The sequence below is a fragment of the Candidatus Poriferisocius sp. genome, assembly GCF_965204145.1.
Taxonomy (GTDB): Bacteria; Actinomycetota; Acidimicrobiia; order Acidimicrobiales; family Bin134; genus Poriferisocius.
The window spans coordinates 2,674,768-2,697,526 of the sequence record NZ_OZ241977.1 but is presented as its reverse complement, the minus strand read 5'-3'; the positions used below and the strand labels follow the sequence as shown (position 1 = coordinate 2,697,526).

The 22,759-nt window shown below is 64.4% G+C and carries 16 protein-coding genes; 13 read left to right on the top strand and 3 right to left on the bottom strand.

All coding sequences use genetic code 11. The annotated features are described in order from the left end of the window. Genes ACOGI7_RS12505 through purQ form a run of 7 tightly spaced genes read left to right on the top strand, consistent with a single transcriptional unit; the run spans position 1 to position 6,250 of the window. Positions 1 to 1,287 (top strand): adenylosuccinate synthase, encoded by a 1,287-nt coding sequence (locus ACOGI7_RS12505; protein WP_419849089.1) that lies wholly within the window; start codon positions 1 to 3, stop codon positions 1,285 to 1,287. After that, positions 1,284 to 2,564 carry a phosphoribosylamine--glycine ligase gene (gene purD, locus ACOGI7_RS12500; RefSeq protein ID WP_419849088.1) on the top strand — a complete coding sequence of 427 codons (1,281 nt, stop codon included), beginning with the start codon at positions 1,284 to 1,286 and terminating at the stop codon, positions 2,562 to 2,564. Before ACOGI7_RS12505 ends, purD begins: the two co-directional genes overlap by 4 nt. Continuing rightward, entirely contained in the window at positions 2,561 to 3,016 is a 456-nt protein-coding gene (purE, locus tag ACOGI7_RS12495; RefSeq protein WP_419849087.1) for a 5-(carboxyamino)imidazole ribonucleotide mutase, read from the top strand. Before purD ends, purE begins: the two co-directional genes overlap by 4 nt. Continuing rightward, positions 3,009 to 4,409 carry an adenylosuccinate lyase gene (purB, locus tag ACOGI7_RS12490; protein ID WP_419849086.1) on the top strand — a complete coding sequence of 467 codons (1,401 nt, stop codon included), beginning with the start codon at positions 3,009 to 3,011 and terminating at the stop codon, positions 4,407 to 4,409. The genes purE and purB overlap by 8 nt, the downstream gene beginning before the upstream one ends. Then, entirely contained in the window at positions 4,406 to 5,290 is an 885-nt protein-coding gene (locus ACOGI7_RS12485) for a phosphoribosylaminoimidazolesuccinocarboxamide synthase (protein WP_419849085.1), read from the top strand. Before purB ends, ACOGI7_RS12485 begins: the two co-directional genes overlap by 4 nt. After that, positions 5,290 to 5,553: a phosphoribosylformylglycinamidine synthase subunit PurS gene (gene purS / locus ACOGI7_RS12480; RefSeq protein ID WP_419851508.1), complete on the top strand. Its 264-nt coding sequence runs from the start codon at positions 5,290 to 5,292 to the stop codon at positions 5,551 to 5,553. The genes ACOGI7_RS12485 and purS overlap by 1 nt, the downstream gene beginning before the upstream one ends. Before the next feature lie 34 nt (positions 5,554 to 5,587). Next, positions 5,588 to 6,250: a phosphoribosylformylglycinamidine synthase subunit PurQ gene (gene purQ, locus ACOGI7_RS12475; RefSeq protein ID WP_419849084.1), complete on the top strand. Its 663-nt coding sequence runs from the start codon at positions 5,588 to 5,590 to the stop codon at positions 6,248 to 6,250. Here purQ and ACOGI7_RS12470 read toward each other — a convergent pair. After that, positions 6,247 to 6,645 (bottom strand): hypothetical protein, encoded by a 399-nt coding sequence (locus tag ACOGI7_RS12470; protein WP_419849083.1) that lies wholly within the window; start codon positions 6,643 to 6,645, stop codon positions 6,247 to 6,249. The two genes, purQ and ACOGI7_RS12470, sit on opposite strands and share 4 nt — an antisense overlap. Before the next feature lie 136 nt (positions 6,646 to 6,781). Between ACOGI7_RS12470 and purL the strand changes: the two genes are divergently transcribed. From purL to ACOGI7_RS12445, 5 genes are read left to right on the top strand one after another with little or no spacing between them, the layout of a single operon-like run. Then, positions 6,782 to 8,977, top strand: a complete 2,196-nt coding sequence (purL, locus tag ACOGI7_RS12465) for a phosphoribosylformylglycinamidine synthase subunit PurL (protein ID WP_419849082.1) — start codon at positions 6,782 to 6,784, stop codon at positions 8,975 to 8,977. Beyond that, positions 8,970 to 10,475 carry an amidophosphoribosyltransferase gene (gene purF, locus ACOGI7_RS12460; RefSeq protein WP_419849081.1) on the top strand — a complete coding sequence of 502 codons (1,506 nt, stop codon included), beginning with the start codon at positions 8,970 to 8,972 and terminating at the stop codon, positions 10,473 to 10,475. The genes purL and purF overlap by 8 nt, the downstream gene beginning before the upstream one ends. A 29-nt stretch (positions 10,476 to 10,504) precedes the next feature. Next, positions 10,505 to 11,560, top strand: a complete 1,056-nt coding sequence (purM, locus tag ACOGI7_RS12455; RefSeq protein WP_419849080.1) for a phosphoribosylformylglycinamidine cyclo-ligase — start codon at positions 10,505 to 10,507, stop codon at positions 11,558 to 11,560. Positions 11,561 to 11,599: 39 nt separating this feature from the next. Beyond that, positions 11,600 to 12,604 carry a hypothetical protein gene (locus tag ACOGI7_RS12450; protein WP_419849079.1) on the top strand — a complete coding sequence of 335 codons (1,005 nt, stop codon included), beginning with the start codon at positions 11,600 to 11,602 and terminating at the stop codon, positions 12,602 to 12,604. Positions 12,605 to 12,651: 47 nt separating this feature from the next. Further along, complete coding sequence (locus ACOGI7_RS12445; protein ID WP_419849078.1) at positions 12,652 to 13,545, top strand: TIGR03619 family F420-dependent LLM class oxidoreductase; 894 nt, start codon at positions 12,652 to 12,654, stop codon at positions 13,543 to 13,545. Between the two features lie 13 nt (positions 13,546 to 13,558). Here ACOGI7_RS12445 and ACOGI7_RS12440 read toward each other — a convergent pair whose 3' ends face one another. After that, positions 13,559 to 17,578, bottom strand: a complete 4,020-nt coding sequence (locus ACOGI7_RS12440) for a Calx-beta domain-containing protein (protein WP_419849077.1) — start codon at positions 17,576 to 17,578, stop codon at positions 13,559 to 13,561. Between the two features lie 281 nt (positions 17,579 to 17,859). Beyond that, entirely contained in the window at positions 17,860 to 19,026 is a 1,167-nt protein-coding gene (locus tag ACOGI7_RS12435; protein WP_419849076.1) for an HNH endonuclease, read from the bottom strand. Positions 19,027 to 19,151: 125 nt separating this feature from the next. On the opposite strand from ACOGI7_RS12435, the gene ACOGI7_RS12430 reads away from it, so the two are divergent. Further along, positions 19,152 to 22,382 (top strand): hypothetical protein, encoded by a 3,231-nt coding sequence (locus tag ACOGI7_RS12430; RefSeq protein ID WP_419849075.1) that lies wholly within the window; start codon positions 19,152 to 19,154, stop codon positions 22,380 to 22,382. Positions 22,383 to 22,759 lie beyond the last annotated feature (377 nt).

The following is a 22,759-nucleotide window of genomic DNA, read 5'->3' as shown; positions in this document are numbered from 1 at the left end:
TTGCCAGCAACCGTGGTCGTCGGGACGCAATGGGGTGACGAGGGCAAGGGCAAGTTCACCGACCTCCTCGCCCGCGACATGGACATGGTGGTGCGCTACCAGGGCGGCCACAACGCCGGTCACACCCTGGTTGTGGAGGGCCAGACGTTCAAGCTCCAGCTCGTTCCCAGCGGGGTTCTCTATCCCCATGTGATCCCGATGATCGGCAACGGGGTGGTGATCGACCCCAAGGTGCTCATTGCGGAGATGGACCGACTGTCAGAGGCCGGGGTCGACTGCGGCCGGCTGAAGATCAGCGGCAACGCCCACCTCATCCTGCCGTATCACCAGACGCTGGATGTGGTGGCCGAGCGCCATCTGGGGCGCAACAAGCTGGGCACCACCAAGCGGGGCATCGGCCCGGCTTACGCCGACAAGGCGGCTCGGGTGGGGCTACGGGTCCAGGATCTGCTCGACCCCAAGATCTTCCGGGAGAAGCTGGGCGTGGTATTGCACGAGAAGAACCCGCTGCTGGCCAAGGTGTACAACCGGCTGCCGTTCGATCTCGAATCGCTGGCCGATCAGTACCTGGAAGAGTGCCGTCCACGCTTGGAGCCTCACATTGCCGACACGGTGGGGTTGGTTCACGATGCCTTGGAGGCTGGCCAGAACGTCCTGTTCGAAGGGGCCCAGGCCATGTTCCTCGATCTCGACCACGGCACCTACCCGTTCGTTACCTCATCCAACCCAGTGGCCGGCGGAGTCTGCGTGGGGGCGGGCATCGGCCCTCGGCACATCGACCGGGTGATCGGGGTCACCAAGGCATATATCAGCCGGGTGGGTTCGGGGCCGTTCCCCTGCGAGCTCACCGACGAGATCGGCGACCACTTGGTGGATGTGGGTCGCGAGTACGGCACCAACACCTTGCGCCGCCGCCGGTGCGGATGGCTGGACACGGTGATGCTGCGCCACGCGGTCCGAGTCAACTCCCTGTCAGACCTGGCCATCACCAAACTCGACGTGCTGGACGCCCTCGACCCCATCAAGGTGTGCGTGGCCTACGAAGTAGATGGGGAGCGCAGCAACTCGATGCCCTACCACCAATCGGAGATCCACCGTGCGGTGCCGATCTACGAAGAGCTGCCCGGCTGGCGCACCGACCTGAGCGAAGTCGGCGATCGCTCCGAGCTGCCCCAAGAGGCTGAGGACTATCTGCGGTTCATCGAAGAGCAGGCTGGCGTGCCCGCCACCCTGGTCGGCGTTGGTCCCGGCCGGGATCAGTTCATCTCCTTCAGCCCGGTCCCGTGAGAGTCTGCGTCGTCGGCAGCGGAGGCCGAGAGCACGCATTAGCCCACGTGCTCGGCCGGTCGTGCGACGTGGTGGTTACTCCGGGAAATCCCGGTATCCCCGGCTCGACCCCTGCACCCGCAACTGAGATCGACGCCGATCTGTATGTGATCGGCCCCGAGGTGCCGCTGGTGGACGGATTGGCCGACGAGCTGCGGGCGTCGGGCGGGCTGGTGTTCGGCCCTGGTGCCGACGGGGCCCTCTTGGAGGGGTCCAAGGCGTGGATGAAGGAACTGCTGATGGCGGCGGGCGTCCCCACTGCCGGCCATGGCTCGTTCACCGAGCCTGATGCGGCGCTCCGCTATCTGGACGCTATGAACGACTTGTTCGTGATCAAAACCGACGGGCTGGCTGCGGGCAAAGGCGTGCTGGTGACCGAGGACCGGGCTGAGGCTGCCGATGCAGTGCGCGCGTATCTGTCGGGTGAGGCCTTTGGTGACGCCGGGCGCCGGGTGGTGATCGAGGAGGGCCTCACCGGCCCGGAGCTGTCGGTGCTGGCGGTCTGCGATGGCCAGTGGGCGGTGCCGTTGTCCCCGGCCCAGGATTTCAAGCGCATCGGCGAGGGCGACGTCGGCCCCAACACCGGCGGCATGGGGGCCTATTCCCCTGTGCCGGTGGCTGGCGCAGACGTGGTTGACGAGGTCATGGATCGGGCGGTGCTGCCCACCCTGGCCGAGCTCAGGCGGCAGGGCATCGACTATCGGGGCGTGCTGTATGCCGGGCTCATGCTCACCCCCCAGGGAATCAAGGTATTGGAGTACAACGTTCGCTTCGGCGACCCCGAAGCCCAGGTGGTGCTGCCCCGGCTGCGGTCCGACCTGGCCGACCTGCTAGCAGGGGCAGCAGCCGGATCGCTCGCCGAATCGCCGGTGTACGGCGACGACGCCGCGGTGACGGTGGTGTGCGCCTCCGAGGGCTATCCCGCATCCCCGAGAACCGGCGATCCAATCGCCGGTATCCAAGCGGCCAACGCCGTAGAGGGGGTGACTGTGTTCTGTGCGGGGGTGGCATCAGCCGCTGAGGGCGGAACTGGCGTTATTTCGCCTGGTCAGAATGCTCAAGGATTGGTCACCGCCGGGGGTCGGGTGCTCAACGTCACCGGGCAGGGATCCGACTTGGCCACCGCTCGGGAGCGGGCGTACGCCGGGGTCACCCACATTGACTGGCCGGGCCGCTACGTTCGCCTTGACATTGCCGCCGCGGCGGTTGAGGGCGCTTCACAGAGGGAATCGGCATGAGCTTGAAAGTGGCTGTCATCATGGGATCGTCGAGCGACGAGGACACCATGGCCCCGGCCCGCACCACGCTGGAACAGTTCGGCGTGGAGTGCCACTGGGAGGTTATGTCGGCCCACCGCACGCCGGAGAAGGTCCGCCAGTTTGTGTCCGGGGCCCGCGAGGCCGGATTCGGGGCCATCATCTGCGGTGCGGGCATGGCTGCTCACCTGGCCGGGGCGACCGCGGCTCAGACTACCTTGCCGGTGATCGGCGTGCCCTTGGCCGGCGGAGCACTGAACGGGGTGGACTCCCTGTATTCCACTGTGCAGATGCCCAAGGGCATCCCAGTGGCCACGGTGGCCATCAACGGCGCCATGAACGCGGCCCTTTTGGCCATTCAGATTCTGGCGGTCTCCGACGCCGGTCTGGCCGAGAGGCTGGCCGCCCATCGCGCTGAGATGGCCGGTGGCTGACAAGGACCAGATCCCCGACGTTCTGGCCGACCGCTACGCCAGCGCGGCCATGGCGGCCATCTGGTCGCCGGAGGGGAAGGTCAAGGCCGAGCGTCGCCTGTGGGTGGCGGTGCTGGAGGCCCAGCGGGATCTCGGCATCGAGGTGCCCGACGGGGTGGTCGAGGCCTATCGAGGTGCCATCGATCAGGTGAGCCTGGATTCCATCCGGGAACGGGAGCGAGTCACCCGCCACGACGTGAAGGCCCGCATCGAGGAGTTCTGCGCGCTGGCCGGCTACGAGCACATCCACAAGGGGATGACGTCGCGCGACCTCACCGAGAACATCGAGCAGCTTCAGATCCGCGATTCACTGCGATTGGTGCGGGACAAGCTTGTGGCGGTGGTCTGTGCCCTCGGAGTGAAGGCCGACACCCATGCCGAGTTGGTGATGGTGGGCCGCTCCCACAACGTGCCTGCCCAGGCCACCACCTTGGGCAAGCGGTTCGCCACTGCCGGGGAAGAGGCGCGCGCTGCTTTGGATCGAATTGAGGACCTGCTGGTTCGCTACCGCTTGCGCGGTCTGAAGGGACCGGTTGGCACTCAGCAAGACCAGATCGATCTGTTCCTTGGCGCGGCGAACGATGCTGCTGAACTCGAGAACCGCGTGTCCGCCAGTCTTGGATTTGCGGCCACGATGGGCAGCGTGGGGCAGGTGTATCCCCGGTCGCTGGACTACGACGTGGTCTCGGCGCTGGTCCAGGCTTCGTCGGCACCCGCCAACCTGGCCCGGACCATTCGGCTTATGGCCGGGCAGGGCCTGATTTCTGAGGGATTTCAGGCCGGGCAGGTGGGCTCATCGGCCATGCCGGGCAAGCGCAACGCCCGTACTTCCGAGCGCATCTGCGGCCTCTCCGCGGTAGTGCAGGGATACGCCGACATGGTGTCTTCCCTGGTGGGCGACCAGTGGAATGAGGGCGATGTGAGCTGCTCGGTGGTGCGGCGGGTGGCCCTGCCCGGCGCGTTCCTGGCTCTCGACGGTCAGCTTGAAGCGGTGCTCGTAGTGCTCAAGGAACTCGTCGTGTTCGAAGGGGCGATTGCGGCCGAGCTGGACGCCAATCTGCCAGCGTTGACCGCCACCCGGATGCTGATGGCCTCAGTGGCCGCTGGAGCAGGAAGGGAAGAGGCCCATCGCATCATTTCTGAGCATGTCTCCAAAGGAGATGAGTTCTTCACTGCCGTCGTCGATGACGCGAGGTTGTCGATAGCGGCTGTCGACGTTGAACGGATCAAGAGCCAGATCCTCGTTCTGGCCGGTGCCGGGCCGGCACAATCCCGTGAGTTCGCCAATCAAGCCAAAGATTTGGCTCAAGAACACCCCAACGCCGCCTCCTACCAACCGGAGTCCATCTTGTGAGCACCCAACACATCAACCTGCCCCCCGTTCATTCCGGGAAAGTCCGCGACATCTTCGACGCCGGCGAAGGCCGGCTGCTGATGATCGCGTCCGACCGCATCTCGGCTTTCGACGTGGTCATGGACGAGCCTGTTCCCGAAAAGGGGCGGATGCTGACCGCCATGTCGGCCTATTGGTTCGAGACCCTGGCCGATGTGCTGCCCAGCCACCTCATCTCCACCGATGTGGCCGACTTCCCCCCCGAGGCCCAGACGAATGGGGTGGCCGGACGGACCATGCTGTGCCATCGGGCCGAGATGCTGCCCATCGAATGCATCGTTCGGGGGTATCTGAGCGGATCGGCCTGGAAGGAGTACAAGAGCCAGGGCACCATGCACGGCCAGGCCCTGCCCGCTGGGCTCCGAGAATCCGACAAGCTGCCCGAACCGGTGTTCACCCCCTCGACCAAGGCCGAGTCGGGCCACGACGAGAACATCTCCTACGACCAGGCGGTGGAGCTGGTGGGTTCCGATTTGGCCGAGCAGGCCCGCGACGCGTCATTGGAGCTTTACCAACGGGCGGCAGAGGCCGCCGCTGAGAAAGGCATCATCATCGCCGACACCAAGTTCGAGATGGGCTTGGTCGACGGCACGCTGGTGGTGGCCGACGAAGTGCTCACCCCCGACTCCTCCCGCTTCTGGCCGGTGGACGGCTGGGCGCCGGGGGCCACCCCGCCGTCGTACGACAAGCAGCCGGTGCGCGACTACCTCAGCACCTTGGACTGGGACAAGCAATATCCGCCACCGCCGCTGCCCGATGAGGTGGTGACGGCCAGCGCGGCTCGCTACGTGAGCGCCTACGAGATCATCACCGGGCGCGATTTCGCTGATTGGCCCGGGTGATGGTGAAGCCGATGTTCAATGTGACCGTTGAGGTGAGCCTCCGCGAGGGGATAGCCGATCCGGAGGGCCTTACCATCGAGCGGGCACTGCCCGCGCTGGGATTCAGCGGTGTGAGCGATGTTCGCGTGGGCAAGAGCCTGCGATTCCTCGTGGATGCATCTGATGAATCCGAGGCCCACCGACAAGTCGAGGCCATGTGCGAACGCTTCTTGGCAAACCCGGTTATAGAAGACGTGGCTATCTCTCTCAGCCCGGTGTTGTGACAGTTTCAATTGTCTGTTTCATCTTGGGGCGCAAATGACCGCCAAGGTCGGCGTGGTCGTGTTTCCGGGCTCCAACTGCGAGTTCGACGTGGTGGAGGCAGTTGAGGGCGTGGGTGGAACTGGCGAGTTGCTATGGCACAAGGACACCTCGTTGAGGGACATTGACGCGGTAGTCCTGCCCGGTGGCTTCGCCCACGGTGACTATCTCCGCACTGGAGCGATGGCCCGGTTCTCGCCCATCATGGATGCCGTAACCCGCTTTGCTTATGACGGCGGGCCTGTGGTGGGGATCTGCAATGGATTTCAGATCCTTACCGAAGCTCAATTATTGCCTGGAGCCCTCTACAAGAACCGGGGACTCAAGTTTCTCTGCCAGCCCACGACTCTACGGGTGGAATCAACCAACTCGGTGCTGACCAGGGGCCTGTCTCAAGGCGACGAGTTGAACATCCCAATCAACCATTTTGAGGGCAACTACATATGCTCCGAAGAGACACTGGCGGAGTTGCGCGACAACAACTCAATCGTGTTGACCTACCGGGATAACCCAAATGGGGCAACGGCCGACATCGCGGGAATTTGCAACGAAGACGGCAACGTGGTGGGGCTAATGCCCCACCCTGAGCGCGCTGCTCACCCGTTGCTGGGAAGCACCGACGGTGCTCAATTGCTGAAAGGGCTGATTAGTGGGAATTAGTCAGCCGAACGGGTGCGGGCAACTCCGGCGGCTTTCAGCACGCTGGCCGGAACACCGACCTCACGCCATGCCGCATAAGAAATGCCCTTGCGCTCGCTGTACTCGGCGGCGATCGAGATGAATTCGCTCTCGACGTCGCTGATGTCCACCGTTTCCTCTTCTTTGCCCAGCTCGGCTTCCAAGTCCATGAGCTCTTGGATCAAATGAACTCGCTTCAGCGGCTTGGCCTGGGCGATCTCGCCAGGGAGTTCGGCGATGCGGGCCTGCATCCTTTCCGGAGAGCGTTGCCGGCCGCGCTTGGGCTTGGTCGAGTCAAGCGCTGTCAGATAGCGGCTGACCGTGCGGCCTTGTGCTTGCCCGGCAGCCCGTGCTGCTTTGGCTTCATCAGATACCATTTTGACTCTCTTTTCTCTTTCTTCGAAGAATTGACCGGGTCAATTCAACTATATGGCGCGCGTTTATTCAAACCCTGTATTCGATCAGTTCAGTCTTCTGGGCATTCATCCCCAGTGATTCTTCAGGCGATTTGAGATGAACGAACCAATACACAGGTCGTTGGGATTGACCGATGATGAGGCAGACGCCATCGAGAAGATATTGAGCCGCGCCCCGAATCATCTCGAATTGGCGATGTACGCAGTGATGTGGTCGGAGCATTGTTCGTATAAATCCTCGCGGTTGCACCTAAAGAGGCTGCCAACCGAGGCACCCTGGGTACTGGTCGGCCCTGGTGAGAACGCCGGAGTCGTTGATGTGGGCGACGGCATAGCTGCGGCTATTCGAATTGAGAGCCACAATCATCCTTCGGCCATTGAGCCCTACCAAGGGGCGGCGACCGGCGTCGGCGGCATTCTGCGCGACATCTTCACCATGGGCGCCCGCCCGATTGCGGTGATGGACTCGCTCAGGTTCGGCCTTCCCGACGATGCCCGAAGCCGCTGGATTGCCGAAGGGGTGGTGTCGGGCATCTCCGGCTATGGCAACGCGGTCGGCGTGCCGACCGTGGGGGGTGAGGCCGTCTTCGACGAGACCTATTCCGGCAATCCGCTGGTGAATGTGCTCTGCCTCGGCCTGATGCCGGCTGATCGGCTGGTGCTGGGCCGGGCCAGCGGCGAGGGCAATCTCGCGGTGCTGCTAGGCGCGTCCACCGGGCGTGACGGTATTGGCGGGGTAAGCGTGCTGGCCTCGGCGTCCTTCGGCGAGGAGGAGGAGGCTGAGAAGCGGCCCAGCGTGCAGGTGGGCGATCCGTTCGAGGAGAAGCGCCTGATCGAGGCATGTCTGGCATTGCTGGACGCCGGGTTGGTGGTGGGTATCCAAGATCTCGGGGGTGCAGGACTCACCTGCGCCACCAGCGAGACAGCCTCCCGGGGCGGAGTGGGGATGGATGTGGACGTGGCCGCCGTCCCCCGGCGCGAGCCCGGCATGGAGCCCTTCGAGGTGCTCACCAGCGAATCGCAGGAGCGGATGCTGGCCATCGTCTCCCCTGACGGACTGGACGATGTGCTGGCGATCTGCGACCGCTGGGACGTGCAGGCTTCGGTAGTGGGCCGGGTGACCGGGGGCGGGCAGCTTCGCGTGAGAGACGGAACCGACGGCCCGGTGCTGGGCGAGCTCCCCGCGGCCTCCCTCCATGAGGATGCGCCGCTGTATGACCGGCCCCGACGTCCGCCTGGAGATTGGGAGGCGGCCAGGGCCGACACTGCTCAGGAGCTGCCACCGCCCTCCGATGTGGGTGCCGATCTGCTGGATCTGTTGAGCGATCCGTCTTGGATCTACCGTCAGTACGACCACATGCTGTTTTGCAACACGGTGGTCGGCCCCGGCGGTGACGCCACCGTGCTGCGGCTCAAGCATCCCGCATCCGGCGCTGACACCGGCCGGGGACTGGCCCTGACCACCGACGGCAACCATCGCTGGTGTGCGGTGGATCCCCGCGCTGGAACCGCCATGACCGTGGCCGAAGCGGTGCTCAACCTGGCCTGCGTGGGCGCCCGACCGCTCGCCCTGGTCAACTGCTTGAACTTCGGCAATCCCGAGCATCCCGAGGTGATGTGGCAGTTCTCCGAGGCGGTGGACGGCATGGCTGAGGCGTGCGATGCCTTCGGAGTCCCGGTGGTGGGGGGCAATGTGAGCCTCTACAACGAGTCCAACGGCCACAACATCGATCCCACCCCGGTGATCGGCCTGCTTGGAGCGATCGACAGCTTGACTCAGATTCCTCCGGGTTTGTCGTGGAGCGAGGGCGACAGGGTGATCGTGCTGGGATCGGGCAGCACCGAGCTTTCCGGCTCGCTGTGGGCCGCCTCCACCGCCGGGCACAAGCGGGGGCGACTGCCTGACCTGGACTATGAGCAGCACCGGCGGGTGGCCGGCCTGGTGGCCGGTCTGGTTGCGGACGGCCGCTTATCGGCGGTCCACGACGTGTCCAGCGGAGGGTTGGGCGTGGCCCTGGCCGAGATGGCTGCCATGTCCGGGGTGGGTTTTCGAGGGGCTCGCATCCACGACCACGCCGAGCTGTTCAGCGAGGCCCCCTCCCGGGCAGTGGCCGCGGTGAACCCCGAGCTGCTTCCCGAAGTGGAGCACGCGGCGGCTGCTTCTGGGGTGGCCGTCGCCCGCATCGGCCTGGCCACCGGAGACCGCTTCGCCATCAAGGGGCTGCTCGACCTGGAATTGGCCGCGATTGCTGATCGGTGGCGCTCGCCCATGTCAGAATTAACCAGTGCCTGATCTCATGGACGACTCTCCCCGAGAGGCCTGTGGGGTTGTCGGCATCTATGCACCCCATGATCCCGTCGCCCATCTGAACTACCTGGCCCTGTACGCGTTGCAGCACCGGGGCCAAGAGTCGGCCGGGATCGCGGTCAGCGATGGCGACAACATCACCGTGGTCAAGGACATGGGGTTGGTGGCCACTGTTTTCGACGACCGCACGCTGGCCACCCTCGAGGGCTGCCTGGGCATCGGCCACACCCGCTATTCCACCGCCGGGTCCAGCTCGTGGCGCAATGCCCAGCCCGTCTACCGCAGCACCGCTGACCACCAATTTGTGCTGGGCCACAACGGCAACCTCACCAACACCGCCCAGCTGGCCGAGGAGACGTCGATCCTGCCCGGCATGGTCGGCTCGGACAGCGATCTCATAGCCGAGCTGCTGGCTATCGAGATCTCGGCGATGACTCCGTCGGATCGGGCGAAGGGGCGGGTACTCGAGTGGGCGCTGGAGCGGGTGCTGCCCCGGCTAGAGGGCGCTTTCTCGCTGGTGCTGGCCGACGAGAAGCGGGTGATCGGGGTACGGGATCCCAATGGATTCCGCCCTCTGTGCCTGGGCCGGCTGGAGGGGGGATGGGTGCTGGCGTCGGAGACTCCCGCGCTCGACATCGTGGGCGCCCATTTCTTGCGGGAGCTGGCACCGGGAGAGATGGTGGTGATCAACGGGGAGGGTGTGCGGTCGGTGCGCCCGTTCCCCGAGGAGCGGGTGGACCCCCGCCTGTGCATCTTCGAGTTCGTGTACTTCTCCCGCCCCGACTCGGTGATCTACGGCCAGAGCGTGCACCACGCCCGAGTGCGCATGGGCGAGCAGTTGGCCGAGCAGTCCCCGGTGGAGGCCGATTTGGTGATGGGCGTGCCCGAATCGGGGCTCCCCGCGGCCGAGGGCTTCTCCCGGGCCAGCGGCATCCCCTACGGCCAGGGGCTGGTGAAGAACCGCTACATCGGGCGGACGTTCATCGCCCCGAGCCAGCAGATGCGGTCGATGGGGGTGCGCATGAAGCTCAACCCCCTGCGCGACAGCATCGAGGGCAACCGCCTGGTGGTGGTGGACGACTCCATTGTGCGGGGTACCACGACGAGGGCACTGGTGACCATGCTGCGAGAGGCGGGCGCCGCCGAGGTTCACCTCCGCATCAGCTCGCCGCCCTATCGCTGGCCCTGCTATTTCGGCATGGACACCGGCGACCGGACCGAGCTTCTCGCGGCCCACCTCAGCGTGGCCGAGATGTGCGATTACGTGGGGGCCGACACGCTGGCGTTCATCGACATGGAGGGTTTGACCGAGGCCACCGGAGCAGTGGGGGCCGGCTTCTGCAATGCCTGCCTCACCGGGAACTATCCGGTGGAGGTGCCGGTGGCGCCGCCCGGCTCGATCGCCTATCAGCGCAGCGTCGCTCAGTTTGCCGACGCCGACGAGGAGCCCGCGCCCTCGCTCTGGGCCACCGGCAATGGCTGAGGCTGTGGCCCGGTTGGAGGCCACCGGCAATGGTTGAGACCTATGGGTCCTCGGGGGTAGACATCGCCGCGGGCGAAGAGGCGGTGCAGCGCATCAAGGAACATGTGCGCTCGACATTTCGACCAGAGGCGATCGGCCACATCGGCGGATTCGGAGGGCTGTTTGATTTCGCTCGCCACGGGTACAAGAAGCCGGTATTGGTGTCGACTACCGACGGCGTGGGAACCAAGGCCTATGTGGCAGCGGAGGCGGGCCGGTTCAACACCATTGGCATTGATCTGGTGGCCATGTGCGTGGACGATCTGGTGTGCCAGGGGGCTGAGCCCCTGTTCATGTTGGACTACATCTCGGTGCAGAGGCTCGACCCCGAACGGATCGAGCAGCTGGTGGTGGGAATAGTCGAGGGCTGCCGCCAGGCGGGCTGCGCGTTGATCGGCGGGGAGATGGCAGAGCACCCGGTGGACGAGCCTGATGACGAATTCGAGCTCGTGGGGTTTGCCGTGGGGGTGGTGGAGCGGTCGCGGATCATCACCGGGGCCAACGTGCGCCCCGGCGACACGCTGATCGGGCTGCCGTCGCCCGGATTGCGGAGCAATGGCTACTCCCTGGCTCGCCGGCTCTATTTCGAGGTGGCCAAACGGGGGTTGGACGAGCCCGCTTGGGAGGGGAGCTCCCAGTCGGTGGCCGATGAGCTGTTGCTGCCCTCGGTGATCTACGCCCCTGCGGTGCGGGCCATGCTGGCCAAGGTGGACGCCCGGGCCATCGCCCATGTGACCGGCGGGGGGATCCCCGGCAACCTGGCGCGGGTGCTGCCCGACAAAGTCGACGCGGTGGTCGACCGGAGCAGTTGGGAGCAGCCGCCGGTATTCGCCGAGTTGCAGCGCATCGGCGACGTGGCCGACGAGGAGATGGCCAAGGTGTTCAACCTCGGACTGGGCATGATCGTGGCGGTGCGGGACCGAGACGCCACCAAGGCCATCGACCTCTTGCGAACCGGCGGCCATCGGGCCACCGTCGTGGGGGAGGTAGAAAAGGGCGACGGCCAGGTTCGCCTCGTGGGTGAGGCACAGCCCGAGGGTGGCTAATCGGTCCCTGACCCATCGAGGACCTATCCTCAACCCTCAATGCCGCTCAGCAACTCCGACGAGTACCTGCACACCCCCCCGCCGGGCAGCGACGCCCTGTGGAGCGACAACTTCTGGTTCTCGGTATGCGACCGGGAAGCCGACGTGTTCGGCATCAACCACATCCACGCCAGCCTGTCCCACGGCTATCTGAGAGCCAGCGCGTTCTACGTCATCGATGGCGTTCCGGTGCAATGGGGGTCTCGTCACCCTCTTACCGATGAGCTGGAGTTCTCTGTGCTGGGTGACGGCCGGGTGTCCTACTCCGTGGAGGAGCCGTTCTCGCGGTATCGCTGGCAGCTTGATGCCCCCCGCTTCGGCTTCGATCTGGTGTTCGAAGACCGCTTTGGCGTGTTCGACTACAACGACTGCTTCGGGGGGAACCCGCTGGGGGCCTACGAGGGTTATGGCGGGCACTATGAGCAGGCGCTGCTGTGCCGGGGCGAGTTCGAGTCTCGGGGTGGGCCCCGGGCAGGGGAGCGCCGGGCCATTGATTGCTGGTCTCATCGGGATCACTCCTGGACGCATCGGTTTGAGCGGCCCGGACCATGGGATGTGCGCCATCGCCGGACCCAGGCCGAGTCGTGGGGGCACTTCTGGCCATCGGTGCAGCTCCCCGACCGGCATCTGAACGCCTTCGGGTGGATGAGTCCGACACAGCCCCTGCCCGACGACACGCCTGGGGTCGGAGGCTGGATCGGCGATGCCGACGGCACCCGTGCGCTGCGGTCGGCCACCTGTGTGCCCCGATTGGAAGAGGACCAGCGCACCGCCATGGCCTTCGACATGACCTTTGAGACCACCGACGGCGAAGTGCTCACCGTGCGCACCGGCCGCAAGCACGCCCACACTCGCAACGGGCTCATGCGGGACGAGAACGACGCCGAGGTTCGGCTGGACTGCCATGAGCCGTTCTTCGACTTCGAGGTTCTGGAAACCGGCGAGCGGGGCTACGGAGTGGTGGAGTACTCGATCCACCCACCCTGGCCCCGGTATCGGTACTAGCCGGTTGTCGCCGTGGATGCGGACTTGATCAGAGCGGCAACAAGCCAATGAGGTGGGGCATCCACCTGCCCCAACTCGGCAGGGCAGCCTCCCTGGAACTGTTGGTCGAGACTGCCCAGCAGGCCGAGGCCGCCGGATTCGACGACGTGTGGACCGCCGACCATGTGGCCGTGCCGGTCGATCTGGAGGGGATGCCGTCGTTCTTCCCCGAGCCGGTGCCATTGCTCTCCGCCGTGGCCGCTCACACCCAGCGGGTGGGGCTGGGGACGTCGGTGCTGATCCCCGCCTATCGGAACCCCATGCAATTCGCCAAGCAATGGGCCACCCTCGACTGGCTGGCCCCGGGCCGCACCATCCTCGGAGTGGGAGCCGGATGGCTGGAGCCCGAGTTCGAGGCCTGCGGCGTGCCCATGGTGCACCGGGCTCAGCGTTTGGACGACTACATCAACGGGTGGCGGGCCGCCTGGTCGGGGGCTACCGAGTTTCAGAGCGAGTTCTTCAGCTTCTCCGGCGTGCGAATCAACCCCCAGCCCGCGGCACCGATCCCAATTTGGATCGGCGGATCATCCCCCGGAGCCCTCCGCCGAGCCGCAAGAAGTGATGGCTGGATGGGCACCTGGGCCCCACCCGAGGTCTTCGCCGAGCGCCTTGCTGTGTTGCGAGCCGAGCAAGACCGTCTTGGCCGTGCCCATCAGGAGACCACCATCTCCATCCACATGGAACTCCGCCTGGGCGACCCGTTGGATGCCGCCGGCCGCTGGTCAGTGGTCGGCGACGGCTACGGCGACCGAGAAATGGTCATCGGCGATGTCGACCACGTAGCCGAAACCCTGGCCCCCTACGTCGACGCCGGCCTAGAGCACGTATTGCTCGTCCCCCTAGCCCTCTCCCCCGAAGAGTGGCGCCATCATGTTGAAGAGTTAGCTGGTTTGATCAGCTAACTCAACGATTCGGTCAAGCCTCGGGTTCGGGTGGGTCGGTGAGAGTGATGGTGATTTGGCTGGGGGTGCCGAGCGTTACTCCTTCGGGAAGTGAAGAGCCGATGGAGATAGTGACTGATTCGCCGGTCTCGACTAGGTCGTCTGTCACGACATCGAATGTGATTGGTTTGGACCCAACGCCGATCGGGAACGTGGCGGTAAAGATTCCGGTGTCAGGGTCCTTTCTCCCCAGGGTCAAATCATGAATGTCGTCTTCGGTGGCACCGCCCTGGAATGTGACCGTGAACGGGATGACGAGGGTTCGCTTGGGGGTAGCGCTGAATACGACGCCGACATGAGCCCATGTTCCTTCAGCAGCGGTAGTTGAGTCTGTGAATAGCTCCACCTGGAGTTGCTGAAGGCCGGTGTCGGTGATGTTGACGGTTGCTTGTCTGGGAGTGCCGGCGGTGACTCCAGCGGGCAAGTTGGGCCCGATCGCGACTGTGAATGATTCTCCCGCATCAGCGAAGCCGTCATCGACGACGTCAGGACCAAAGGATATTGCGACATCGTTGGGACCGAAGACGATATTGGCGGGGGCTAATCCGAACCGTCCGAAGTCGGCGGCGGTGGCCCCGTCCTGGTAGGCATACGTCAGCGGGATTGTCACGGTGCGGCCTGGGGCTTTATTCAACGTCAACCTCACGCTTGCGAGGTTTCCCTCAGACACCGAGTAGGTGGATGATGTGAAACTTACGGTGATTGGGGACAACTCGGTGTCGGTGATGTTGACAATGGTCTGTGAGGGGGTGCCGGCGGTGACCCCGCTGGGCAGGGAGGTTTCGAGCGAGAGTCGGATGGATTCGCCGGGGTCCCCACGGCCGTCGCCGATGACGGCGAACGACAGTGTCTTGGAGGTCTCGTTGGCTGTGAAGGTGACGTTGGTTGGCAGTGTTCCGAAGTCGGCGGCGGTGGCACCGCCTTGGAGGGTGGTCGTGAGCAGGATGACCACGGTGCGTTTGGGTGCCTTGTCCAGTTCCACAGTGACCTGCGCGGTGGTGCCTTCGTTTGCGGTGTAGGTGGCCGACGCGAAGCGAACTCGGACTTGCGGCGGGGCAGAGTCGGTGAAGGTGACAGTGGTTTGTCGGGGGGTGCCGACGGTGACTCCTTCGGGCAGGCGACTGTGGGAGTAGTCCTCGATCTCGAATCTGATTCCCTCGCCGGATTCGCTGAAGTTGTCGCTCAAGACGTCGAATGTGAACGTGCTGGTTGTTTCGTGCGGTCCGAACGTCACGTTCACTGGATTCTTAACGCCCGCCATGTCGGCGCGGTTGGCTCCGTTGTGGTAGGTGCTTGCAATCGGGATGACCAGGGTGCGTCTCGGGGCTTGGTCGAGTTGGACGGTGACCTGCGCGGTGGTGCCCTCGGCGGCGGTGTAAACGGCCGAAACGAAGCTGACCTGGACTTGCGGTGGAGTGGAGTCGGTGAAGCTGACGGTGGTTTGGCTGGGGGTTCCAGCGGTGACTCTGTCGGGCAGGGCGGTTCCGAGCGAGAGTCGGATGGATTCGCCGGGGTCGCTGAGGCCGTCGTCGGTGACGGTGAATGACAGTGTCTTGGAGGTCTCGTTGGCTGTGAAGGTGACGTTGGCCGGCAGTGTTCCGAAGTCGGCGGCGGTGGCGCCGCCTTGGAGGGTGGTCGTGAGCGGGATGACCACGGTGCGTTGGGGGGCTTGGTCGAGTTGGACGGTGACCTGCGCGGTGGTGCCCTCGGCTGCGGTGTAGGTGGCCGACGCGAAGCTGGCCTGGACTTGCGGCGGGGGAGTGTCGATGAAGGTGACGATGGTACTTCTGGGGGTTCCTACGGTGACTCCGGCAGGAAGGGGACGAGCTGAGAGATAGGTGGCGTAGTCCACAAAATCGGTGGGGCCCTCGATCGCGAACTTGATGCCTTCGCCGGGTTCGCTGAGGTTGTCGCTCAAGACGTCGAATGCGTGTGTGCTGGTTGTCTCGTGGGCTTCGAACGTAACGCTGGACTGGTCCCGCACCACGTCGGTGTGGTTGGCCCCGTTCTGGTAGATGGCCGTAACCGGGATGACCAGGCGGCGTCCCGGCGCTCTGTCGAGTTGCACGATGACCTGCCCGGTGGTGCCCTCGGCGGCGGTGTAGGTGGTCGACGCGAAGCTGACCTGGACTTGCGGTGGGGCTGAGTCGGTGAAGCTGACCGTGGTTTGGACGGGGTCGGGTCTCCCTGCGAGGGTGACGTCGGCGGGAAGGGGGGTTCCGAACGAGATTTCAACTCTTTCGCCGACCTCGTCGTCGTCATCGTTGTTGACGGGGATGGTGATTATCTTGGTCTTGTCGTTGGGGCCGAAGGTGACGCTGGTCGGCAGTGTTCCGGTGTCGGCGGCTGTCGCCCCGCCCTGGAAGGCATACGTCAGCGGGATGGTCAGGGTGCGGAAGGGGACGGCATCCAGTTCCACGGTGACTTGCGCGGTCGTGCCCTCTTCAGCGCTGTAAGACGCGAACTCGAAACCGACCTCGACCGGTGGTGGAGGAGATGAGCAGTCTTCTCGCGCCACAATGGGCCAGCCCAATTTCTCGCGGTCAGCGCAATCGACGTAGAGCCCATTCAAGAAGTTCGAAGTCCGCATCTCCTCGTCCAAGTAGATCGTCGGGCACTTGCTGCTTGGTGTGTATCCCTTGCCCATGATCGAGCAGCCCGGAGGGTGGTCGAGCTCGTATACCGAGTGCCCGATCTCGTGGCCAATCGTGAAGAGGTATCTCCAGTACGAGACGTAGCGGCAGTCGATTCCATCTCTAGTATCAAAAAAAGTTGTTTGAAGGGCTGACAGAATGGTGCCAGGTTGTTCTCGCACTCGGTGTGGTCGGCCACCGCTGCTGCTACAGAAATAACTTCCTTCGTATCTCGATTCAACGGTTGGTGCCACGGCAATAGATACCCGCCCTCCCAAATTTGGGAAGTTCGCGTTGGGCCAGGCAAAGCCACCAGCAGACCAGCTTGGAAGTAAGTCCACCAGAAACACGTAGTGTTGGCTCTCGCCTGGCGGATCTGCCTCGGAAAAGCAATTGCGTATTCCTTGGTGGTTGGGGTCATCAATCAACCTGAGCCTTTCGCCGCCGATGGTTGTACTTTCCCAATCAAGGTCGGGCGAGACTATGCCGCCGGGTAAGAACCTCAAAGTGGACAACCCTGAAGATTCCCTCGAAAAGAAGCCACCCACGACCTCGTTGATTCTGTTGGCTTCAAAAGTCAAATCGGCCTGGTTGTAGCCTCGGCTTTCCGCAGCGCAATAGAACACATAGACATCAATCTCTCCCCGATTGGTAGCTGGCCGATTGACATCGGTGATGTCGACGGCGGTTTGGCGGGTGGTGCCGGTGGTGACTCCGTCTGGCAGGGGGGAGCCGATTGCGACTCTGATTGACTCTCCGGGGTCGGCATGGCTGTCGTCGACAATGTCAATGGTGATGATCTTGGCGGTGTCGTCGGCAGCGAAGGTGACGTTGGTGGGCAATGTTCCCGCGTCGGCGGAGGTGGCCCCATCCTGGAAGGTATACGTCAGCGGGATGACCACGGTGCGGTTGGGGGCTGTGTCGAGCAGCACTGTCACCTGCGCGGTCGTTCCTTCTGCTGCGGAGTAGGCCGCTGATGAGAACCTCACCTGCACTGGTGTCGAGGCGGCGTCGTCCCGGGGGCCAGCCGTTGCAGTGCTGCCTGTCTGGGGTTCGGGCTTCCTGTTGACGCAGCCGCCGGGCACGATTTGGGTGTCGATGTTGAACAGGCAGCGGTAGGCGTTCAGCAGCGACTCCTGGTTGGCGATCAGATTGTCGCGGAGCTGGACGTCTTCCCTCTCGGTACCGGTGACAGCCGAGCCCTGTGCTCGGACCGCATCCATGTCGGCCACGATGACCGTGCCTATCAGGGTCGAAACGACCAGGAAGGTGACTGCCAGCTGCCGTCCAGACTTCCGCCTCCCAGTGCCCCAACCGTGGTCGCGATACTTCACTGCTGCCTGCGTCATATCGGAGTTCATCGGAGTGCCTCCCAGCAATCACGAACTAAACGCATGAGCACTCCGTTTGGTTCCATGCTGTGATTGCCAGGGACTGGCCCATCAAGCCATTCGATGCCACTTCCCTCCAGCAGCCATGCACTACACATTCGTGTCACATACTAGACATTCTCCAAAAATGCCCGACCCAGGTTCACGAGGCAGCTCGACTCCACCATTTCCATTCCAGATTCCAATGGGCCCGCCACGACAAACCCATGCCCCCGCCCACGCGCTGACTAAGACGCTTTAGGCGCTTCGGGTCAGCGTCGTTGGGGTGGTTCGAGGGGTTGTTGCCAGGGGGGTTTGAGGTAGGGGCGGTGGGTGTCGGGGTGGTGTTCGACTGTCCAGTTGCGGTGGTGGGCTTTGTGGTGGCAGGGGTGGCAGAGCAACACGAGGTTGTCTTGTTGGGTGGGGCCTCCGTATTGCCATTCGATTATGTGATGGGAGACGCACCATTCGGGTTCGGCCCCGCAGCCGATGCAGCCTTGGTCTCGGGCGGTGATGGCGGCTCTGAGCTGGGGGCTGGGGTGGCGTTGGCGGCCCAGTGAGAGGCATTGCAGGTCGGCGTCGAAGATTCCGGTGAGGATCTCGGCATCGCAGGCCAGCTTGCGGAATTCGCCTTGGGGAATCGGGGTGCCGTCGGCCAGGCGGGGGTTGCCGAGTTGGCGGTCGATGGCGTCGTAGTCAGCGAGGATCAGCAGGCTGGTGGGCTGGGGTTGTCCGGCTTCGCCGTCTGTGGTTCGGGTCAGCAGTTCAGCGATGGCATCGGCCCGGCGATGGCGGGCGTCAAGGCGCTCTCGACCGGTGGTGGCGTGCCACGCCATGTCGGTCTTGTGGTTGAGCGCGGCCCGGATGCGCTGGGCGGTGATGGGGTCGAACAAAGCGAACAGGCGCCACATGCCGTCGTCTTGCTCGGTGAAGCTGGCCATGCGGGCCTTCTGCTGGCGCTCTAGGCGCTTGGCGCCCTCAGCGTCGCCGGCGAGTTCGTCTTGGTGATCGCGCACCGTGCGCCGCAGCTGCTCAGGGGTCTGCGTCTCAGCAGCGGCCACCATCTTCTCCTCGTCCAGCGGGCCTGTCTGAGAAGCCGCGCCGAGAATGCGGGCGTGCTCGGTGGTGATCCGGCTGTCGGCCAGCGCCCCCCGAGTAGTCGGCAGCGATTCAAGCTGCTCGGCGTCGCGCATGGTTCGCTGAGCCTGCTGGCCCGACTGGCGCAACTCAGACTTCAGGGCATTGGCGGTGTCATAAGGGCTCGTGCGCCGTTTCTTCTCCGCGACAACCTCGGCCAAGAACCCGTCCAACTGATTGCGAGCCCGCCCAATCTGACGCAGCCGCAAATCCAGAGAAGCGTCGTCCAGCCCGGCCACGTCTACTGCATGGACGTGCACGCCAGTCTTTGCATTTCCCCTGGTCAAAGTCCCAGATTCCATGTAATAAGTCTACTGACGCCAGTGACAGCATCTCAGTGGCTCACATCAGACTTGTATCTGCTACACAATGTCGTCATTACATTGCGATCTCTAGAGACAATTCGGGCAGCGGCAAGGCCTGGTAGATGGACGACTTCCTCGTAGACCGGGATCCCACCTCTTGGTCGGCGCCATCCGGGTTTCCGTCATCACTGACACCGGCGGGGGTGTTCGTTCAAGATGCTCCCAGCGGGTTGGAGGTGACGCTGGTTCGAGCGTCAGGCAAGCCCAGGGCAGCAGAACTCCGTGATGGATGGTCGAAGCGGCGGGCCGGGCGGGCCAGCCCGGTATTGCTGGTGGCGTTCTATCCCACTGCTGAGGGCCAGCGGGTTTCTCTGTGCGGTCCGGTGGGGGAGCCACCGGTGGTCCACCACGACCTCGAAGTGTCGCAGGCCGAGCGTCTGGCCGAGGTGGCGCTGAGCGAGCCCAACCACCACGCTGCCACCCGGTTCCTGTTGGCGGCCATGCCCGAGCTGGAATCACCCTTCCCCGGGCTCCGCAACGTGGGCCTGTTGGCCACCCAAGAACTCAGGGCTGGCGTACCGGATCGAACAGACTGGCCGACCGCCAGCCACAAGTCACTGGCGCTTCTGGGGCGTCGGGGCCGACGACTGGTCGAGGGCTTGGGTTTTCACATCGAGACGCTGGCCACCAACGCCTCCATGCTCACCATCGACGGCCGCAATCATGCGGTGGCCGTGTTCTGCGATGAGGACGAGCCCTTCGAGGCGCCCTCTAACCGGTTCGACAACACCTCCCCGGTGTCAAGAGCTCTGGCTTTGGCCGACCAGCACCGGGTGGACTGGGTGATTCTCACCCGGTCATCGGAGATCCGCCTCTACGCCGCTCGCCCCGATACCGGCGTGGGTCGCAAGGGCCGGGCCGAGACCTTCGTGGAGTTGAACCTGTCGCTGGTTCCCAACGAGCTGGCCGGCTACCTGCACCTGCTGTTCTCGGCCGACGCGCTGGCCGACGAGGGCACCCTCGACGAGATTCTCGAGCACTCGGCCGATTTCGTTGCCGAGTTGGCCGTGCGGCTGCGAGAGCGGGTGTACCACCAGACGGTCCCGGCGCTGGCCAAAGCGGTAGCCGCCCGGCTGTCCCGTGATCGACACGGAGACGACTTGGGCGAGAGCGACCTAGCCGATGCCTACGAGCAGGTGATGGTGATTCTGTTCCGGCTGCTGTTCGTGGCCTATGCCGAGGACAAAGACCTGTTGCCCTATCGCACCAACGGGCGCTACGCCGACCACTCGCTGTCACACATAGCCCGGCTGCTGGCCGATGATCGCCACCTGGGCCGTGCCGAATATGACGAGCAGGCCACCGATCTGTGGGACGACGTGAACCAGCTGTGGGACGCCGTCAACCACGGCAATGCCGACTGGGGCGTGCCTGCCTACAACGGCGGCTTGTTCTCCGCTGATCTCGTGGTGAGCCCATCGGGAGCAGCAATCGCCCACATCAGCCTCACGAACGCCGAGTTCGGTCCCGCTCTCTCCTCGGTGCTGGTGGACCAGAGTCCCGAGGGGGTGGGGCCGGTGGACTTCCGGTCGCTGTCCGTGCGGGAGTTCGGCACCATCTACGAGGGCCTACTGGAGTCGAAGCTGTCTGTGGCCCAAGACGACCTCACCATCAAGACCATCAAGGGCAAAGAGCAGTACGTGCCCGCGGTCGACGACGATGACGTAGTGGTGGAGGCCGGTGTGGTGTACTTCCACAACCGCTCCGGGGTACGCAAGGCCACCGGCTCCTACTTCACTAAGCCGTTCGCCGTCGAGCACCTGCTCGACAACGCATTGGAGCCCGCCCTCGACGACCACATCGCCCGACTTGACGAACTTCGAGAGGGAGGAGACGACGCTGCGGTGGCCGAGGCGTTCTTCGACTTCCGCTGCGCCGACATCGCCATGGGCTCTGCCCACTTCTTGGTGGCCGCCGTCGACCGCATCGAGGCCCGCCTGTCGGCTTGGCTCACCCTCCACCCCGTAGCCGCGGTGACCGCAGAGTTGAACCGTTTGCGCACCACCGCTCTCGAAGCCCTAGGCGACCTGGCCGACGGCGTGCCGATCGAATCCGGCTCCCTGCTGCGTCGCCAAGTGGCCCGCCACTGCGTCTACGGCGTTGACAAGAACCGTGTCGCCGTGGAACTCGCCCGCCTCGCCATCTGGGTCCACACCTTCGTCCCCGGCCTCCCTCTCTCGTTCCTAGACCACAACCTGGTCCAAGGCGACAGCCTCACGGGGGTGGCGTCGGTGGATGATGCGGCCGTAGCGGTTGCGCCGAAGGGGAGCAAAGACGGGGCATCGCTGTTTGTCCATCAGTTGGAGAGTCTCTTGGAAGCCTGCCAAGCACCCTTGGCTCGACTCGGACGGCTCAATGACGCAGACAAGGCCGAGATCGAAGCAGCCCGAACTGCCCATGCCCAGACCCGTGAGGCTGTCTTGCCGGCCGAAGCCGTTTTCGATGTGGCCACCGCAGTGCGGGCGGGGGTCATTGAAATACACAAGGACTTCGACTTCAGCCCAGAGAAGGTGGCCGCCCTAGCCGAACAACCAGCCGTGCGTGCCGCGGTGGAGCGAATGACCCCGGTCCACTATCCGACCGTGTGGCCAGAAGTGTTTGCTCGAACCGAGCGAAGCGGCTTCGACTGCCTGCTGGGCAATCCCCCATGGGAGAAGGTAGTGGTGGACCGGGAAGTCTGGTGGGGGATGCACCTACCGGGCGTCAGGTCGCTGCCGGTGGCGAAGCGGCGAGCCCGCATTGATGCCCTGGAGGCACAGCGGCCAGATCTGGCTGAAGAGTTCGAAGGCGAGAGGGAGCGGGCCGAAGCTCTGAAACTGGTGCTGCGAGCGACGTTCCCGAACCTCGGATCAGGCCAAACCGACCTCTACAAAGCGTTCTCCTGGGCCAACCTCGCCCTGTGCCGTGACGGGGGCAAGATCGGAATGGTGCTGCCCCGGTCCGCAGTATCTGACGCTGGCATGGCCAACTGGCGTACCGAGATCGTCGGCGCTCCTATTGTCGACGAAATCAAGCGCTGGGGGGGGGGGGGTTACCCAGCCCGATGCGGCTATCGGTGGCCACGGTCATCAACCACAAGGGCTGGGTGTTCGAGGGGGTCCACAACTCCTACACGGTGGCACTGGTGGCGGTCACCCGGTCTTCTCCGTCGTCACCTGCCTCAACACCAAGCAGTGGGCGTTCGACGGGGTCGACGGCCGCTACACCGTCGCGCTCGTTGCCGTCCGCAAGCTCAGCCCCCGAGCCGAGCCTCGGGGGTGGCTTTGAGGGCGACCCCGATGAGCCGCATGTAGCCATCTATCCCGGACCGGCGAGTTCGCCGGCCCATTTCCGCACCATGGTGGACGGAAAGCCGGAACTTGTGCCGGTATCGGAGTTCACCCAATGGTCGAACACCGCGGCCTTCCCCCAAATACCGACACGACCCGCCTTTCGCGTCTGGCGCAAGATCAAACACCACCCCCGCTTCGACGGCGCCGACCTGCCTGATCCCGCCGAATCTCTCTCTCTCTCTCTCTCTCTCTCTCTCTCGGAAAGCCACGGAACTGGCGCTTCCGACCAGTACAGGGCGACCTCAACGCGACCAACGACCGCCACCGGTTCTGGAACGACGACGGACGTGGCGCTTCCGAGCAGTGGCCGAGTTCCACGCGACCCACGACCGGAGCAG

Excerpts from the sequence above, each read along its gene's own strand:
- ACOGI7_RS12450 (WP_419849079.1), top strand. The coding sequence starts at position 11,600 with ATGCCGCTCAGCAACTCCGACGAGTACCTGCACACCCCCCCGCCGGGC.
- ACOGI7_RS12470 (WP_419849083.1), bottom strand. The coding sequence starts at position 6,645 with ATGGTATCTGATGAAGCCAAAGCAGCACGGGCTGCCGGGCAAGCACAA.
- purE (WP_419849087.1), top strand. The coding sequence starts at position 2,561 with ATGAGCTTGAAAGTGGCTGTCATCATGGGATCGTCGAGCGACGAGGAC.
- ACOGI7_RS12440 (WP_419849077.1), bottom strand. The coding sequence starts at position 17,578 with ATGAACTCCGATATGACGCAGGCAGCAGTGAAGTATCGCGACCACGGT.
- purM (WP_419849080.1), top strand. The coding sequence starts at position 10,505 with ATGGTTGAGACCTATGGGTCCTCGGGGGTAGACATCGCCGCGGGCGAA.
- ACOGI7_RS12445 (WP_419849078.1), top strand. The coding sequence starts at position 12,652 with ATGAGGTGGGGCATCCACCTGCCCCAACTCGGCAGGGCAGCCTCCCTG.
- purL (WP_419849082.1), top strand. The coding sequence starts at position 6,782 with ATGAACGAACCAATACACAGGTCGTTGGGATTGACCGATGATGAGGCA.
- purS (WP_419851508.1), top strand. The coding sequence starts at position 5,290 with ATGGTGAAGCCGATGTTCAATGTGACCGTTGAGGTGAGCCTCCGCGAG.
- ACOGI7_RS12435 (WP_419849076.1), bottom strand. The coding sequence starts at position 19,026 with ATGGAATCTGGGACTTTGACCAGGGGAAATGCAAAGACTGGCGTGCAC.
- ACOGI7_RS12430 (WP_419849075.1), top strand. The coding sequence starts at position 19,152 with ATGGACGACTTCCTCGTAGACCGGGATCCCACCTCTTGGTCGGCGCCA.
- purQ (WP_419849084.1), top strand. The coding sequence starts at position 5,588 with ATGACCGCCAAGGTCGGCGTGGTCGTGTTTCCGGGCTCCAACTGCGAG.